The following is a 15,666-nucleotide window of genomic DNA, read 5'->3' on the forward strand; positions in this document are numbered from 1 at the left end:
TGGGACGTCCGTAGCGCTCGACCACACGCGTGGCAACAATTCCGATCACGCCGCGGTGCCAGCCGTCGCCATCGAGCACCAGGCAGTAAGGCTCGCGCTGCGCGGCATCGCCATCGAGCCGCTCCTGTAGTTCTTTAACAATGCGCGCCTCTTCGTTTTGCCGCTCGGCGTTGAGCTGGTTCAGCTTGGCAGAAATTTTTTGTGCCTGCTCCGTCTCGCGCGTAGTGAACAGTTCGATGACGTCGTTGGCTACATCCATGCGCCCAGCAGCATTGAGACGCGGAGCGATGCGAAAAGCCACATCCGATGCCGAGGGCGCGCTTCCGTTGCCGCCAACTGACGCCACTTCGAAGAGCGCTTTCAATCCGGCATTCACCGGTTTGCGCAAACCTGCCAGGCCGAGCTTCGCCAGTACGCGATTTTCGCCGATCAGCGGCACGGCATCGGCAATCGTCGCAATAGCGACCATCTTGATAAATGAAGGCAGCAGGCGTTCGAGTCCGGCGCCTTCGAGCAGAGCTTGCGCCAGCTTGAAGGCGACCCCGGCTCCGCACAGTTCCTTGCAGGGATATCCGCATCCTGGCTGGTTGGGATTCAGCACCGCAAGGGCCTGGGGAATTCCTGTAACTTCGGGCAGATGGTGATCGGTGACGATCAGGTCCAACCCCAGGCGGTGTGCGGTTTCGGCGGCGGCGAAGGCGCGTATGCCGGTATCAACACTGATGATGAGGCGCACATCAGCGGCGGCGGCCTGCTCGATCACATCGCTCTTCATGCCGTATCCATCTTTGATGCGGTGGGGCACGTGAAAATCGGCGACACCGCCGCAAAGTTCAATCGCCTTCTTAAGAATTACGATGGCCAGGGTGCCATCCACATCGTAGTCGCCGTAAATCAGGATGGTGTCTTTGCCGGCAATTGCGGCACGCAGCCGCTCGACAGCAGCGCTCATGCCCAGCATCAGGTAAGGCGAGTGCAAATGCGACAACGCCGGCTTCAGGAAGAGTTGCGCCTGCTCGGCGCTGGTGATTCCCCGCTGTAACAAGAGATGCGCGATCAGGGGCGAGACTTGCGCTTCTGAACTTAAACCCCTGGCAGCGGCGGGGTCCGGCGGCTTCACGATCCAGCGCATGTGAGGAATAGATTACAGCAGGAGTGCGACAGTAACACTGTGGAAAACGGGGATGCTCCCACTTGACCCCCACTTGCTGGAGTGCCCTAAACCACGTCTGACCCGCGTCTTTACTGGCGAAAATCGGTCAAGAGTGGGGGCTTGCTGGCTAGTACTCAGTCCTCAGTACTCAGAAAAGCAACCGAAAAATCTTTCACCGCAGATGAACGCGGATCAACGCTGATTTTCAGAGTGGGACTGTGCCCCCCACGCACTTGCTAGCTTATGGTTGACGTGCCCAAAATTGCGTCTGACCCGCGTCTTTACTGGCGAAAATCGAGCTGGGTTGGGGGACTTGCTGGGTAGTTAAAAACAGCTCCAAGTTGCAAACTTCAAGTTCCAAGGATCAGGCGGCTAACGTTCTTGCCATCGCTCGCGCTCGTCCGGCAGGCACCAAGTTTTCAAAGAGCTTTTAAGGGCTCAGCAAACCTCGACTCGTTCGAGGCAGGTTTCTCCCTTACCCTTGTTCTAAGGGTTCTGACACTTCAAGGGCAATGATGCGCCAAAACCGCTTAAAGACCAAGAGTTTGGTGCCAGAATGATATCAGTTTTTCCTGGTGATACCAGGGAAACAGGGTGAGATGAAATCTGCGGTCAGCAGTAAGCGATCACTCTTCCGGTTCGTCGATCATGAAGCCGCCGATTTCATCGGCGAGGTCCATGAGCCGCTGGTAGCGGTCATACCACTCGGTGGAGACTTCGTAGAGAAATACAACTCCCTGGCAGGGCCAGCCGAGCTGGATAAATCCGGTTTTGCCGCTGTAGACGCGCAGCATGCGCGCCTCTTCCTGGTCTTCGTCGCTGGGATATCCGCCGTTGCGCAGGCGTTCGATAAGGAAATCGAGCTCTTCCTTTTCCAACACCACGTCGCTCATGGTAAGAAAAGATGCGCCACCAGCCTTGGCGAGCTCGACAAAATCTTTCCAGGAATCGGGGTTGTCGCCCGGCTCCCAATTCACGGTCGAAATCTCTTCGGTCACATAGCCGAGGAAGCGCTTCAGCCCGTGACCTTCAATGAAGGCGGTCATGTCGTCTTTTACGCTATGCAGGTCGTCTAACATGCGCGGATGATGAGCAGGAAATCTCACAGAGGGTTACGCTAACACGCAGGCAGAGCAGGGGTCAATGTATTCCCCGCCTTAAATTATAAATTCTTGCACTCGCCTGAGAAGCGAAATTCCACCGCGGAGACGCGGAGGCGCTGAGAAAGACAAATGCTAACCACAAAGGGCACGATGTGGAGCCGGGAGGATTCTTTTTTGCAACGAGTCATGCCGTTGAACATCTGGGATAATCGTGGTGATGCTCTGTTGGCCTGATTAGACTGCAGGGTAGAACCGAAAATAAGGAGCCGACCTTGGCGAATCCCGAGTTCTTTGATGTTGCGGACAAATTCATTCATTTGGCTAATGAGTTGAGTAAAAAATGGCCAACTACTCGTATCAGTGCAGCCATCATGTACGCCTCGGCGAGGTACAATGCATTTAATTTCTTCGTCAAAGACGGCAAGGATGAAACCCAACAAAAGGCCATCGAATACTACTGTGAGCAGTACAAAAAAATGCTCAAGGAAAACATGGCCAACATCCAGAAAGAGTTTGAGGAAAAGGGAAATGACAGTGTAATGTGAGTTTTAATATGACAGGCCTGCCTGCACTTTCAATCCTCTGAAGGAATTAATGAATGTAAACGCGAAGCTGGGCTATGGCGAAAAACTATGAATCCTGATCGTCAGACAAAGAGTAAATCAGCCGATGCATAGAGCACTGTTGTTGTATTTTCTGCTGGCGACCGCTGCTTGGAGAGCAGAGGCTTCGCCTGCCACGCTTCAAGACGGCGATATCATCTTTCAAACGTCGCAATCATCCCAGAGTGTGGCCATTCAGCGGGCTACTGCTTCGCCGTACAGTCACATGGGGATCATTTTCTTCCGCAACGGCAAACCCTACGTGTTCGAGGCGATTGCAACGGTTCGCTACACTCCCCTCACAAGCTGGATTGCCAGAGGTAAAGGTGGCCACTACGTCATCAAGCGGCTCAAAGATGCGCCTACGCTCTTAACCAGCGACGGGCTCGCAAAACTTCGCGCAACGACCAGCCAATTCGAGGGCCGGCGCTATGACCTGACGTTTGAGTGGTCTGATGATCGAATCTATTGCTCTGAGCTGGTGTGGAAGCTTTACGACCGGGCCCTCAATATTCATATCGGCGAACTGCAACACCTCAAGGACTTCAACCTCAACGATCCAGTGGTCAAGGCCAAGATGCGGCAGCGCTACGGCAACCACGTTCCGCTGGAGGAACCAGTCATCTCACCGGGTGCAATGTTTCGGTCACCTCTTCTGGTGACGATCGCTGAGAATTGATCCCTCGCGATCTCCCGCTACTCTCACGCGGCGCGAGTTTTTCTTTGATACAGCGGAACAAATTGCTCGGCAACAAAGACTTCGTACGAAGTTGGGGTTGTGTTTCGCGGTGAGCGTGGTTCGAGCGTCCGCATGTGACCTGAATTCAAGGCTGCTGCCATCTCCAGGATGAGGTTCGCCATGTCCAGCGACATGCCCATCTGGACCATCGCCGCCCGAACTTGCTCGTCGGGAAGCTGTTTGTAGACGACGCCGGGTTTGCCGATAGCTTTCCCGATCGTCGCCGTGACTTCGGTCATGGTGAGGTCGCGCTGGCCCAGAAGTTCGCGCGTCTGCTTCTGCTGAAAACCCAGTTTCAGCAGCTCTTCGGCAGCGGCGGCGCCAATGTCGCGCGCGGCAATCATGGGCAGCTTCAAATCCGGACGCAGCGGGCCAGCGGTGATGCCCATGGCTTGAATGATGTCAATTTGCGAGAAAGTGTTCTCCATAAAATAACCGGGGCGCAGATGCAGAACATTCAGTCCAGCGATTTGGTTGAGTTTCTGCTCAAGATTGTGCAGCCCGACGACCGGGCCGGTCTTGTCGGGCTTATCGGCGCCGAAGCTGCTGAGCGTCACGGCGTATGGAACTTTTGCCGCGGACAGGGCGGCGGCAATGGCATCGCTGATGCGGTCCTGATACGCACGATAATCCTGGGTGTTGGCGCTGGGCGGCGGAACCATGGCATAGACCGCGCGCGCGCCGGTGAAGGCTTTGGTGAGGGCCTGCTTGTCAATTAGATCGGCTACGAAAGGTTCGGCGCCCTCGGCTGCGATGGCCTGCAGGCGGTCGGCACTGCGACCGACGGTTCGCACCTTCTGACCATTGACTAATAACTTCTGGGCGACGACGTGGCCGGTGTTTCCGGTAGCTCCAGTAACGACGTACATAATCACCTCCTAATGTTGCTATTGATGCAATCGGAGCTGGGGATGCTGCTTTAAAATTTTCGCGGGTGCTGCCTCTAAGGCTTTCGGATTTCCATGCTGCGGATCAGGCCGTCTGCAAAGAGATAGATGTGTTGGACCATCTGGTCTACCACGACGTTTCCCGCCGGGTCGCGGACAGTGGTGTGGACATCCACAACTGTTCGACCCGATTCGCCGGCATGAAAGCGCAGGGGTTCGACATGAGGATTGATGGCGGCCCATTGCCGCGTCCAGTATTCGCGGACGCCGTTGTGGCCGTGAACCCGGCCTCCCTCCCAGCCGTTGGGCCAATCCACATCAGGATGCATCGTGGTCAAAACCGTATCAATGTCCCGGGCGTTGAACGCATCATAGGCTTTCTTGAGGACCGACTGCTGGGTTGGCATCACTACGCTTGGTTTTGTAGACACAGAACTGCCTCTAAATTGAGTCTACATCGAACCGATCACCCCAGGGAAACCGCGGCCTGCGGAGACCGCACCCGGCCATCCACCTGCCCAGTATTGTCTCAGGTTGAATTTTGGCTACGAGAAGGGAGGCGCATGACGAGGTCGAGACGTTCAACGAAGGAAATGGCATTGCCATCGGGATCTCGTACGTGAAAATCAGTTCCACCCCAGGCCTGCTTGGTGAGTGGTTGCGCGAACTCCACGCCTCGCGCCTTGAATTCCTCAAATAAACCCTGCACGTTTGAGACTTCAATAGAAGCGCAGATCACCGATTTCTCCTGAACGGCGGCTTGTGCGAAGAAGGGTTGCTGCACGTAGCGGATGTGCAGACAAACGCCGTCTCGCGATACCGCGCCGTAAAACGGAGGAAGACCATGGAGGAAGTCGATCTCGAAGCCAAGCTTCTGTTGGAAGAAGGCGGCGCATGTCTTAACATCCCGCACGAGCAGGACCGGCCTCACATTCATCAGGAACTGCTGACCGGACGAAGTGCGCGGCGTCTTGGGTGCTCCGGCCGTTGCCGCTTTCAGCTCCGCCCAACTCTGATAACCGGCTTCCATCGCGACGATCTCCTGCGCCACGGTAAGAGTGAACTTAAGCGCCAATACTTCGCGGTCGGTCAAAGACTGGTAGCGTTCGAGCCTGCGTACCCTCCCGCCAATGGAATAGTCCCCTTCGCGATGCCAGCGGAGCAGCAGCTTCGCTTGCTTGCGGTATGTCTCGATGGTTGGCATAGGCACATTCCTGCTGAGATTTTTCAGCGGGCGGGCCTAGCCCTTTCGGCAGGGATGCCGACGTGCCCCACAGGGGAACAGATTTATGCTAGACCGGAACGCAACCTACTGTCAAAACAGCATAACTCGTTTTCCCGCCAACGTCTCAATGTGGCCGCTGAAATTCAAGCTGAGACATTATCACCTGCCCTGAGCGCCGCGCTGGCTGCTTGCCTGTGTTAAAATTTTTAATTCGGCACTACATCGCAAAACACCCATGCTCTTTTCTAAGGAATATGTGGGCTATCTGGCCCGTGAAACCGTAAAAAAACTAATTGCAACGGAGATGATTGAGACCTCCGACGTGGCCGGCGTTACTGAAAAAGTGCATGCCGCCATGCAGGATGAGCTGGGCCTGGAAGACCGCATCCATGACGAGGTGAGGGCCATCCTGGAGCAATATTCCGACGAAATGCGTAAATCTGGCGCCAGTTACCAGGAGATGTTCAAAAAGGTCAAGAACGAACTGGTGCGCAAATACAAGGCGGTGCTGTGAGGCTCTCGCGCGACAAGATGAACAAGGTGGCCCACGTTGTGGCCGATAAGCTGGCTGAAATTGACGGCGTGGAATTTGTAGAAGACCGCAACACCATCCGCATGGAGGTGCGCAAGATCCTGGAAGACCTGCTCGGCAAAGAAGCCAAAATTGACGCCGCCGCCCGCCAGAAGATCGAAAGCCAGAAACGCACCATCATGGAAGGCACTCCTGAGTGGGACATTCTCTATAGGAAGTATTACAACGAAGAAGTGAAGAAGCTCGGGATATAAACCTGATCACCGAGTACCCGTCTTGTTTCATGCATTCTGTTTTTCTGCCGCCAGCATAGAACGCCTACAATAGTTCTTCAGGCTTTTTCTCTTCCCCTCTTCGCTGCCTATGAAGCAGTTCTCCGAAGTCGCCAAACGCGCCGCTCAAGAGGCCGGCTTTGAGCTTTGTGGTGTGGTCGCGCTCGAGGGCACAGGGTTTGCTGAGCTTGAGTACTTCCCTTCCTGGATCGAAGCGGGCTACGCCGGCGAAATGGATTACCTCAAGACGCGGGATGAACAAGGCAAATTGAAGCGTGCTTCCTTGCAATCGGCGGTGCCCTGGGCGCGCTCGGTCATTGTTTGCGGCATCAACTACAACACTGCCCAGCCCTATTCCACCGAGGTAGCGCACAACAAAACTCGCGGCTGGATCGCGCGCTATGCCTGGAGCGCGGAAGACTACCACGATTCCCTCCTTCGCAAGCTGCGGCGGGTGGAGGCACGCATTCGCTCTGAGGCAGAGAGCGCGGGCGCGGACGAAGGCACAGAAATTTCCAAGATCACCACACGCTGCTACGTGGGTACCGGTCCGCTGGTCGAACGGGTTTACGCCAAGTACGCCGGGTTGGGCTGGATCGGAAAGAACACCTGCATTCTCAACCAGCAGTGGGGGTCGTGGATATTCCTGGGCGTGATTCTGACTTCAGTCGAACTTGATCCTGTTTTGCCGGTCCCGGATTCGCCTGTTCCCAATTTTCCTGTTCCCGATTTGCCTGTTGAAGACCGCTGCGGAAGCTGCACGCGTTGCATCGAGGCATGCCCTACGGGCGCCCTGGTGGAGCCTTATAAGCTCGATGCCACGCGCTGCATTTCTTATCTCACCATTGAAAAACGCGGGAGCATTCCCCAAGAGTTGCGCTCCGGCATGGGGAACCATATTTTCGGGTGCGACATTTGCCAGGACGTTTGCCCGTGGAACGGTGGGGCGACGAACCATTTGCCCAAGGCTCCGGCAACCGAAGCCACAGAATTCCAGCCGCGACCGGGATTGGTGAATCCGCCGCTGGAGCAGATCGCTGGCATGAGCCGGGAAGATTTTCAGAAGGCCTTTCGACGTTCGCCCATTAAGCGCGCCAAGTATTCCGGATTGCGCCGCAACGCGGTGATTGCCATGGGGAACAGCGGAGAGAGCAGCTTTTTACCCCAGCTTCGCGAGCTGGCGGAAGATTCGGATCCCGATGTGGCGCAACATGCGCAGTGGGCCATCGAACAAATTCAGAAAAAATAAACTCGCTGCAAGGCCCTAAAAATCATGCGGGCAAACTTCCTACGCGACAACCGGCGCTGCCCGGCCCGTCTTTCATGGTTTCTTCAGGAAGAATGTAAGTGTTTACTTACTTAGCGGCACAACTTACACGAAGCTAATTTGGCTCGAATGCTAACTCATCCACTATCAGTCCTTTACTCGCGCCAGCACTTTGGCACACCATCTGCACTAACAGGAGTAGTTTTTGAATTGGATTTACCCATAGGGAGGTTGATATGAAAAGTACATTGCTTCGTAACACGATTGTGACAGCAGCGCTGGCGATAGGCATGGCTTGCGCCATGCCGCTGAGTGCCGCGGCACAGGAGAGGGACGGCAACGGGCGCGGGAATGACGCGCGCTATTCGCAACGGGACGACTCTTATCGTAACCAGCGTGATCAAAGCCGCGACGCGAATGATTTTCGCCGTGACTGGCGATCCTCGCGCGACGACTCTTATCGGGCGCCACGTGAACGAGACGGCCGCGACCGTAACTGGGACCGGGGCCGGGGCGATGACTGGCAGCGCTCGGATTTTCGACACGACCGTGGCGAACACATCCGGGATGATGGCCGGCGCCCTTCGGGAGTCTTCTTCCGGGTAACCATTCACTAAAACCCCGGATCGGAGGGATAAAAAGCCTCTCGCAAGAGAGGCTTTTTTATTGGATTGCTCAGTTCATTGCAGGTGGCACCCTGCCCAACCAACCCAGCAGGCACCGCTTCAGCAATCCTTCAGAAAGAATGTAAGTGTTCACTTACTTACTGAGAACAACTTACATAGACGCGATTTCACTCGAAGGCTAACCTGTTCGCCATCAGCGGCTTGCTCATCCAGGCACTTTGGCACGCCGTCTGCACTAGCAGAAGGTAGTTTTTAGAATGGGATTCACCACAGGGAGGTTGATATGAAAAGCCCATTGTTTCGTAACGTGATTGTGACATCGCTCGTGGCTGGACTCTTGGCTTATGCCATGCCGCTGAGTGCCGCGCCGCGAGACCGGCAAAACGACGGCCGCAACGGAAATGATTCTTATTATTCGCAGCCGGACAGAAATTATGGCCAAGCGCAGAATGACTCTTATCGTGCTCCCCGTGACCAGCGCGACCAGGGTCAGGGCGGAGATGACTCACACTATTATTCTCAGCCGGACGACCGTGCCCGGCAGCGGGACGATTCTTATCGTACTCCACGTGGGCAAGACAGCCGCGACCGCAACGGGAACTGGAACCAGGGAGATGACAGGCAGCGCTCGTATGCTCAACCCACATATTCGCCGGATTATAACCAGCCGGCCCCCCAGCCGGTGTATCAGCAGCATCGTTCGCTGGGCAAATCTGTGCTGATTGTTGGCGGCTCGGCGGCGGCCGGAGCTGGAATCGGCGCACTGGCCGGCGGTGGCAAGGGCGCAGGTATCGGGGCGATCGTCGGGGGTCTTGGAGGTTTGATCTTTGACCGGGCAACCGCCCATCACTAAACCCCGGTTCGGAGGATAAAAAGCCTCTCGCAAGGGAGGCTTTTTATTTTGATCGCTTCGGCTCGTCCAAGGACAGCTCAATGCCGAACATGTTCCAAGAGGCTCCCTTTCAGCGATTTTTCAGAAAGAATGTAAGTGTTTACTTACTTAGTAGAACTTACATACTGCAGAGCCTCCCGCCGGCATTCAACCCGCCGGATATCAGCAACTTACCGGGAAGACAAATTTGGCATGGCAACTGCGATTATCCCTGGCAGTTGGATGGAGGTTGAATATGAAAAGCTCATTGGTTCGTACCGCGATTGTTACATCACTGGTAACGGCAATCACGGTTTGCGCACTGACTTTGTTCGCCTATCCACGGCTGATGAACAACAACCCCAATGATTCGCAGCCGCTGGCGAGCAACACTCCGACGCAAGACGACACTTACGTCACGCCGCCGCCGCATGCGCGGCTGCGCCGGGCGTATTACAATTCACAACCCACATATTCGCCGGCCTACTCCCAGCCAGCTCCTCAACCAGTGGTGAGTCATCACCGCTCGACGATGCACTCCGTGCTGATCGTCGCCGGCTCCTCGGCCGCTGGAGCTGGAATTGGCGCGCTGGCGGGTGGCAAGAAGGGCGCAGGCATTGGGGCGATAGCCGGTGGTCTGGGCGGTTTTATTTATGACCGCGCAACCGCTCATCACTAATCCGGCTGGATGTGGGTGAAAAAGCCCCTCGCAAGAGGGGCTTTTTTTATATTCATTAAAACTTCTCGCCAGGGATTCACACGGACCAATATGAATTTAAATATTTGTTCGCAAAGCAAGTTGACAGGCACGATGCCGGAACAGGCAATCAAGAAAACAAGCCATTGCAAAATTTTTGTATCCTCGCGAGCGAGGAGGTATCCTCTTGATGTAAGCTTTTATCTCCTCTCTCCTGGAGATGTAAGCCATGCTTGGAAACAAGCCTTTTGTAGCCGTTGTTCTCGCCGCACTTGTTCTGATTGCGCTTCCCTGCCGCGCCAAAGATCCAGACTGGATTGAGGTACATTCGCAGCATTTTTCCGTGGTCTCCGACGCCGGCGACCGGCGTGCCCGCGAGGTCGCCCTACGCTTTGAGCAGATGTACTTTGTGTTCGGGACGCTATTTTCCAAACAGACGGTCAACACTCCGGTGCCGCTCGAAATTGTTGCGTTTCGCAACACGCACGAGCTGCGTGATTTTGTTCCGCTCTGGAAAGGCAAGCCTGTCCAGGTCGCGGGACTCTACCAGGGGGGCCAGGACCGCAACTTCATCCTGCTAGATCTCTCGGTGGAAGACCCCTACCAGGTTGTGTTCCACGAGTATGCGCATTTACTTCTGAACGGAAATTATCCGCCCACGCAGCTCTGGTTCGACGAGGGTTTCGCCCAATATTTCTCAACCATCCAAGTGCAGGTGAAAGGGAACCAGGTACAGATGGGCCTTGCGCCTCAAGGCGCCTATGAAACGCTGCGGGGAAATCCTTTGTTTCACACCACCGACCTGTTCAGCGTGCGGCACGATTCCAAGGTCTACAACGAGAACGGCGATTACCGCTCGTTGTTCTACGAACAATCCTGGCTCTATGTCCACTACCTCTTCGACACCAAAAAAATGGACCAGGCCGCCAAATACTTTAGCCTGACGCAAAGCCAGCAGGTGCCTATTGCCCAGGCCCTGCAACAGGCGTTCGGGATGGATGCTGCGCACTTCGACCGTGAAATCCACGATTACCTCAACGGCGATCGCATGTACGGCTACACAATTGACCTGCCAGAGATGGAAACCATGATCTATACATCGGAGAAGCTGCGGCCGCTGGATTCACAGGCGATCCTGGCAGACGTTCACCTGCACTCTCCCGATTACATTGAGAAATCGGTCGACGAATTCCAGCAAATTCTCGGCGCCGATCCGGATAATGCCGTGGCTCATCGTGGCCTGGGCTATGCCTACCTGCTGCAAAATCAGTTCTCCAAAGCTGCGCCGCACTTCGAGCGGGCCGCGGTGCTGAACTCGAAAGATCCGCGGGTACACTATTACTCGGCTTACCTGATGCACGAGCAGGCGGAAGCTTCAGGCACCGAGGAGAATTGGCCGGGCATGCTGGCTCACCTGCAGACGGCGATCAGGCTTGACCCGCAGTTTCCCGATGCCTACAACCTGTTGGCTTCCGTGCAGATAGAGCAGGGCGCAACCGACGCGGCCCTGGAGAGCAGCAAAGCTGCTATCGGGCTCAGTCCGCGCAATCTGCAGTTTCAAACAGTCTTTGGCCAGTGTCTCATCGCCGCCGGCAAATGGGACGACGCCGAAGCTATCTTCCAACGGCTGAAACTGAGCGACGACCCGGTGATCAGCGCGAATGCCAGCAAAAACCTGGAGTTGATTGAGCAGTATAAGACTCACGGAGCGCCGTCCCACATGGTGAGGGATTATCCGGTTTATAAGGAGAAAGAGTGGGGGACAAACGGCACACAGATGACACAGGCCGGTTTCAAAACGACAGAAAATCCAGCGGAGACCTCGGCGGTTCCCACCGCGGCTTCAGCCCAGAAGCCAGCGCCGTTAAAAATAGACAAGCGCCCCATCAGGTTCCTCAAAGGCACGCTGGTTAATGTTGATTGCGCCAGAGATTCCTCCGCTCTGCTGCATGTGGCGGTTCACACCAGCACCGGTCAAAAAGTCTGGAGTATGTCGATTGCAGACCGCGACAAGCTGGTGCTGGTCGGCACCGATTCTTTCTCCTGCGAATGGAACGGCCAGAAGGTTGCGGTGAATTATCGCGAGGCCTCAAGCGATAAGGGCGATCTGGTGTCTTTAGAGATTCAATAGCAGAAATTCAACAGCCGAAAATACAGTAAACTTGCAGTATTGCGCTATGACTTCTCTTTCACAAACCTCAAGCGCCCGCTCCTGGCTGCAGATTGAGGACTATCGTTATCCCGGCGGCTGGAGCGCTTCTCAGCCCGCACAGCGCTCGCTGGAATATTGCCACGAGCTCGAAGCCGGACGCATCTTGTTCTTCCCCGGCGTGCCTTTTGATTTGCCGGCCGCGGATTGCGCTTTTCTCATCTCGCAAAAGCAAACCGGCTCGCGCTTTCACAAAAATATTTCTTATCGCCCCAAGCAGGATATTTTGCGCGGCGCTTCGGCAGAAAACTCCAGTGACCAGCAGCGCCTGCACAGCATCATGCGGGAATATTCCCGGCAGATTACGCAGTTCGTGGCTTCGTTTCTTGCGCCCTACGCGGGGAAGTTGGTCCTCGATTTCGCCAGCTTCCGCCCCCTGGAAGAGCAAGGACGCGATCTGCCCCTGCACAAGCGCAATGACCTGTTGCACGTGGATGCATTCCCCACGCGCCCTACACGCGGGGCGCGCATCCTGCGGGTTTTTAACAACCTGAATCCCACCGTGCCCCGCATCTGGCGGACAGGCGAACCCTTCCACGAACTGGCTCCCCGCTTCGCCAAAGATGCGGGATTGAGCTACTACGCCATGCAGTCGCGCTCGGCGCTCTTCCGTTTGCGCCGCAGTGCAACCCGTGCTTTTCGCGGACTGGGCCTGCCGCTCGCCGACCGCTCCGCTTATGACCTCTTCATGCTGCACTTCCACGATTGGCTGAAAGAAAATGGGCCGTATCAGAAGGAAGAGCATGCCCGCTCGGAGTTCCCGCCTAATTGCACCTGGATGGTTTACACCGATGGCGTCCCACATGCCGCTCTCAGCGGACAATACGCCCTGGAGCATACCTACATCGTGCCACGAGAGGCGCTGGTCGCGCCCGAAGTGGCGCCGATTGATGTGCTGGAAAAGATGAGCGAAACGGCGCTCGGGTAAAAACTCAGACGCTTAAGCATTCATGAAAGCAAATAAACCTGTACGCTCGGCTGTAGCGCTCTGCTTTGTTGTTCTGCTGTTGCTCACCGCCTGCAGCAAGAAAAAAGCGGAACCCGATCATCCCCGTCTCACTCCCAAAGTGGCTTTGCGCGACGTCACGTTTCATAGCGCCGCGCTCAATCGCGACATGCAGTATCGCGTTATCCTCCCGGCAAGCATCGCTCGCGGAGAAAAGCTGCCGGTGATCTATCTGCTCCATGGGGGCGGAGGCGGGTTTCACGACTGGTCGAACTACTCCGATGTTGCGTGCTACGCCGAGCACAACGTGATTCTGGTCATGCCGGAGGGCAACTCCTCGTACTACACAAACTCGGCCGAGCGACCGCAAGACCGCTACGAAGACTACATCGTGAACGATCTCATCACCGATGTTGAAAGCAAATTCCCGGTAGCAGCAGGCCGCAACAACCGCGCCATCGTCGGGGTTTCCATGGGAGGCTTCGGAGCAGTCAAGCTGGCTCTCCGCTATCCAGAGCTATTTGTCTTCGCTGCCGGCATCAGTCCTGCGGTTGATGTTCCCAGCCTCCCCTTCTCCATCAAACGAATTCAACAGTGGCGATTCCACAGCTCGATTTTTGGGCCATGGGGAAGCCAGACGCGGCACGATAACGATCCCTTTGTGCTCGCCCGCTCCGCCGATCCTGCAAAAATGCCGTACCTGTTTCTCACCTGCGGCGAACAGGAAGGCCTGCCGCCCTCGAACCGCGCCTTCGCAGCGCTGCTGGCCAAGCGCCAATTTCAATATGAGTTCCACACTACTCCCGGGGATCATAACTGGAACCAGTGCGAGGAGTGGCTGCCCAGCGTCTTTCGAAGCCTGTTCGAGCACGTCAATCCAAAAGGCTGATCTGCGCCTGGCTGGAAGTAAAACCTTCTCTGATGTGCCGGAAAAGCTGCGCGGACCGACATAGACGTAGGAACCCAAGAGCTAATGGCTAAAAGCTAATAGCTGAAAAACAAAAAACCCTCTCCGCCGGAGAGGGTGAGCAATTGAGTGGTTTGAGTTTTTGCGAGGTTCTATGCGCCGCGGCCGACGTTGGCCGCCTGGAAGCCCTTTGGCCCCTTGATGCATTCGAACTCTACCGTTTCGCCTTCGTTGAGTGTGCGATAGCCGTTCCCCTGGATGGCGGAGAAGTGCACAAACACATCCTCGCCGGTTGACCTTTGAATGAAGCCATATCCCTTGGCTCCGTTAAACCACTTCACTGTACCCTTCTCTTTCACAGACAACTCCTTTCGCCTCTCTCAAATGAAATCCTCTTCTACCGTGGTCGGTTTTGCCGCTCCTACGGAGACGAAGAGCTAGTGATCAATGGGCCGGCTCGCCTCCTAATCATCCCAGGAAGAGACTGCTCGCCGTGCGGAGCAGCTTGGCCAGTTCTTGCGATGAAAACTGGAGAGGAAAAGCCGAAACATCAATCACAACCGTCTGGCCTGTGGCCAGGTTTTGCGCCGGAACGAACGCAAAAACGAAAAGCGATGATACAAGAACCCTGAGTTTTGGCAATAGCTTTTGAGCAAACCTGAGCGGAGATTCAATGTAACATTTCAGTAATTACCGGTCGGGCCATTTTTTCTCATAGTCTGGTAACATCGCTTCGTGCCCCAGGCTGACTCGCGCCAAACCCCACCCAAGAAGCCCTTAGGAGGCCCCTGGCTCTCTCTTGGCCGGTATCTCATAACTCCGGAGGCGCAGACCTTCTCTTTGGCGGTGGCCGCCTATGCTGTGCTGGCCTTTTTCCCCTTCATGATCGTCATCATCATGATTGTCCGCAGGGTATTCGAGTCCAAGGCCATGAACTATGTGTTGCTGCAGATCCTGCGGGACCACCTTCCCATCGGCCAGGACCTCGTCATCAAGGCCCTGGACGACCTGGTAAACGCCCGTAAACAGGTGCAAATAGGTTCCTTGATCCTGTTGTTCCTGGCGACACGCGGGGTCTTTATGCCGCTGGAGGTGGCGCTCAACCACATCTGGAAATTTGAGGAGAGCCGCCCGTGGTGGCGCAACCAGATGGTAGGGGCCATGCTGGCCCTGGCGTGTGGGGCATTGGCGCTGCTTTCCATTGGCGTGACCGCTGTCGGAAACCACTACCTGATAGCCGAGTTCGTTGGGGGCCCCCGCCATAATCCCACCTTCCACCTGGGCGCATTCGTGGTCATGAAGCTGGTGACCACCACCGCCAGCATTGGCATGTTCTTTTTGATCTACTGGCTCGTGCCCAGCGGCAAAGTCAAGATTCGCCGCGTTCTGCCGGCGGCAATCATCTTCGGCATTCTCTGGGAGCTGATGAAATACGCCTACATAGCCGCCCTGCCCCACATGAATTTTCAGGAGGTCTATGGACCCTTCTCAGTCTCGGTAGCGCTGATCTTCTGGGCGTATTTATCGGGATTGCTGCTGCTCGCGGGGGCCTACAGCGCCGCCTATACGCCGGATTAGCTCGAAGCTCTCAGCTTTTAGCCCTTAGCTTTTAGCGTGTGGTCGGTGGAAG

General features: G+C 55.7%; 18 protein-coding genes. 12 read left to right on the forward strand and 6 right to left on the reverse strand.

Going from position 1 to position 15,666, the window contains the following annotated elements:
• Both VK738_16950 and VK738_16955 read right to left on the reverse strand, forming a co-directional pair.
• Positions 1-1,120 (reverse strand): DHH family phosphoesterase (locus VK738_16950; protein HTD24348.1); only part of this gene is annotated, 1,120 nt, incomplete at its 3' end.
• A gap of 659 nt (positions 1,121-1,779) precedes the next feature.
• A complete protein-coding gene (locus VK738_16955; GenBank protein ID HTD24349.1) occupies positions 1,780-2,259 on the reverse strand; it encodes a hypothetical protein in 480 nt (159 codons plus the stop codon).
• A 269-nt stretch (positions 2,260-2,528) separates the two neighbouring features.
• Between VK738_16955 and VK738_16960 the strand changes: the two genes are divergently transcribed.
• Positions 2,529-2,801 (forward strand): DUF3144 domain-containing protein, encoded by a 273-nt coding sequence (locus VK738_16960; protein ID HTD24350.1) that lies wholly within the window; start codon positions 2,529-2,531, stop codon positions 2,799-2,801.
• Between the two features lie 124 nt (positions 2,802-2,925).
• Entirely contained in the window at positions 2,926-3,537 is a 612-nt protein-coding gene (locus VK738_16965) for a YiiX family permuted papain-like enzyme (GenBank protein ID HTD24351.1), read from the forward strand.
• Positions 3,538-3,560: 23 nt separating this feature from the next.
• Here VK738_16965 and VK738_16970 read toward each other — a convergent pair whose 3' ends face one another.
• The 3 genes from VK738_16970 to VK738_16980 form a co-directional block, all read right to left on the reverse strand.
• Complete coding sequence (locus VK738_16970) at positions 3,561-4,466, reverse strand: NmrA family NAD(P)-binding protein (GenBank protein ID HTD24352.1); 906 nt, start codon at positions 4,464-4,466, stop codon at positions 3,561-3,563.
• A gap of 74 nt (positions 4,467-4,540) precedes the next feature.
• Positions 4,541-4,915: a nuclear transport factor 2 family protein gene (locus VK738_16975; GenBank protein ID HTD24353.1), complete on the reverse strand. Its 375-nt coding sequence runs from the start codon at positions 4,913-4,915 to the stop codon at positions 4,541-4,543.
• A 98-nt stretch (positions 4,916-5,013) separates the two neighbouring features.
• Complete coding sequence (locus tag VK738_16980) at positions 5,014-5,688, reverse strand: glyoxalase superfamily protein (GenBank protein ID HTD24354.1); 675 nt, start codon at positions 5,686-5,688, stop codon at positions 5,014-5,016.
• Positions 5,689-5,944: 256 nt separating this feature from the next.
• On the opposite strand from VK738_16980, the gene VK738_16985 reads away from it, so the two are divergent.
• The 9 genes from VK738_16985 (at position 5,945) to VK738_17025 (ending at position 14,018) form a co-directional block, all read left to right on the forward strand.
• A complete protein-coding gene (locus VK738_16985) occupies positions 5,945-6,223 on the forward strand; it encodes a DUF507 family protein (GenBank protein HTD24355.1) in 279 nt (92 codons plus the stop codon).
• Positions 6,220-6,495 (forward strand): DUF507 family protein, encoded by a 276-nt coding sequence (locus VK738_16990; GenBank protein HTD24356.1) that lies wholly within the window; start codon positions 6,220-6,222, stop codon positions 6,493-6,495. The genes VK738_16985 and VK738_16990 overlap by 4 nt, the downstream gene beginning before the upstream one ends.
• A 109-nt stretch (positions 6,496-6,604) precedes the next feature.
• Positions 6,605-7,762, forward strand: coding sequence for a tRNA epoxyqueuosine(34) reductase QueG (queG, locus tag VK738_16995; protein ID HTD24357.1), 1,158 nt, complete (start codon positions 6,605-6,607; stop codon positions 7,760-7,762).
• A 254-nt stretch (positions 7,763-8,016) separates the two neighbouring features.
• On the forward strand, positions 8,017-8,397 hold the full coding sequence (locus tag VK738_17000) for a hypothetical protein (GenBank protein ID HTD24358.1): 381 nt from the start codon (positions 8,017-8,019) through the stop codon (positions 8,395-8,397).
• A gap of 292 nt (positions 8,398-8,689) precedes the next feature.
• Entirely contained in the window at positions 8,690-9,259 is a 570-nt protein-coding gene (locus VK738_17005) for a hypothetical protein (protein ID HTD24359.1), read from the forward strand.
• A gap of 274 nt (positions 9,260-9,533) precedes the next feature.
• Positions 9,534-9,956 carry a hypothetical protein gene (locus VK738_17010; GenBank protein HTD24360.1) on the forward strand — a complete coding sequence of 141 codons (423 nt, stop codon included), beginning with the start codon at positions 9,534-9,536 and terminating at the stop codon, positions 9,954-9,956.
• Between the two features lie 247 nt (positions 9,957-10,203).
• A complete protein-coding gene (locus VK738_17015) occupies positions 10,204-12,105 on the forward strand; it encodes a tetratricopeptide repeat protein (protein HTD24361.1) in 1,902 nt (633 codons plus the stop codon).
• A 46-nt stretch (positions 12,106-12,151) separates the two neighbouring features.
• Positions 12,152-13,111, forward strand: a complete 960-nt coding sequence (locus VK738_17020; GenBank protein HTD24362.1) for a Kdo hydroxylase family protein — start codon at positions 12,152-12,154, stop codon at positions 13,109-13,111.
• A 22-nt stretch (positions 13,112-13,133) separates the two neighbouring features.
• Positions 13,134-14,018, forward strand: a complete 885-nt coding sequence (locus VK738_17025) for an alpha/beta hydrolase family protein (GenBank protein ID HTD24363.1) — start codon at positions 13,134-13,136, stop codon at positions 14,016-14,018.
• Between the two features lie 170 nt (positions 14,019-14,188).
• Here the strand turns inward: VK738_17025 and VK738_17030 are convergent, their stop codons facing one another.
• Positions 14,189-14,395, reverse strand: a complete 207-nt coding sequence (locus tag VK738_17030) for a cold-shock protein (GenBank protein ID HTD24364.1) — start codon at positions 14,393-14,395, stop codon at positions 14,189-14,191.
• A 376-nt stretch (positions 14,396-14,771) separates the two neighbouring features.
• On the opposite strand from VK738_17030, the gene VK738_17035 reads away from it, so the two are divergent.
• Positions 14,772-15,614: a YihY/virulence factor BrkB family protein gene (locus VK738_17035; GenBank protein HTD24365.1), complete on the forward strand. Its 843-nt coding sequence runs from the start codon at positions 14,772-14,774 to the stop codon at positions 15,612-15,614.
• Positions 15,615-15,666 lie beyond the last annotated feature (52 nt).

The organism is Terriglobales bacterium, assembly GCA_035487355.1.
Lineage (GTDB): Bacteria > Acidobacteriota > Terriglobia > Terriglobales > Acidobacteriaceae > QIAW01.

Excerpts from the sequence above, each read along its gene's own strand:
- VK738_17015 (HTD24361.1), top strand. The coding sequence starts at position 10,204 with ATGCTTGGAAACAAGCCTTTTGTAGCCGTTGTTCTCGCCGCACTTGTT.
- VK738_17020 (HTD24362.1), top strand. The coding sequence starts at position 12,152 with ATGACTTCTCTTTCACAAACCTCAAGCGCCCGCTCCTGGCTGCAGATT.
- VK738_16965 (HTD24351.1), top strand. The coding sequence starts at position 2,926 with ATGCATAGAGCACTGTTGTTGTATTTTCTGCTGGCGACCGCTGCTTGG.
- VK738_16985 (HTD24355.1), top strand. The coding sequence starts at position 5,945 with ATGCTCTTTTCTAAGGAATATGTGGGCTATCTGGCCCGTGAAACCGTA.
- queG (HTD24357.1), top strand. The coding sequence starts at position 6,605 with ATGAAGCAGTTCTCCGAAGTCGCCAAACGCGCCGCTCAAGAGGCCGGC.
- VK738_16980 (HTD24354.1), bottom strand. The coding sequence starts at position 5,688 with ATGCCAACCATCGAGACATACCGCAAGCAAGCGAAGCTGCTGCTCCGC.
- VK738_17000 (HTD24358.1), top strand. The coding sequence starts at position 8,017 with ATGAAAAGTACATTGCTTCGTAACACGATTGTGACAGCAGCGCTGGCG.
- VK738_16970 (HTD24352.1), bottom strand. The coding sequence starts at position 4,466 with ATGTACGTCGTTACTGGAGCTACCGGAAACACCGGCCACGTCGTCGCC.
- VK738_17005 (HTD24359.1), top strand. The coding sequence starts at position 8,690 with ATGAAAAGCCCATTGTTTCGTAACGTGATTGTGACATCGCTCGTGGCT.
- VK738_17025 (HTD24363.1), top strand. The coding sequence starts at position 13,134 with ATGAAAGCAAATAAACCTGTACGCTCGGCTGTAGCGCTCTGCTTTGTT.
- VK738_17010 (HTD24360.1), top strand. The coding sequence starts at position 9,534 with ATGAAAAGCTCATTGGTTCGTACCGCGATTGTTACATCACTGGTAACG.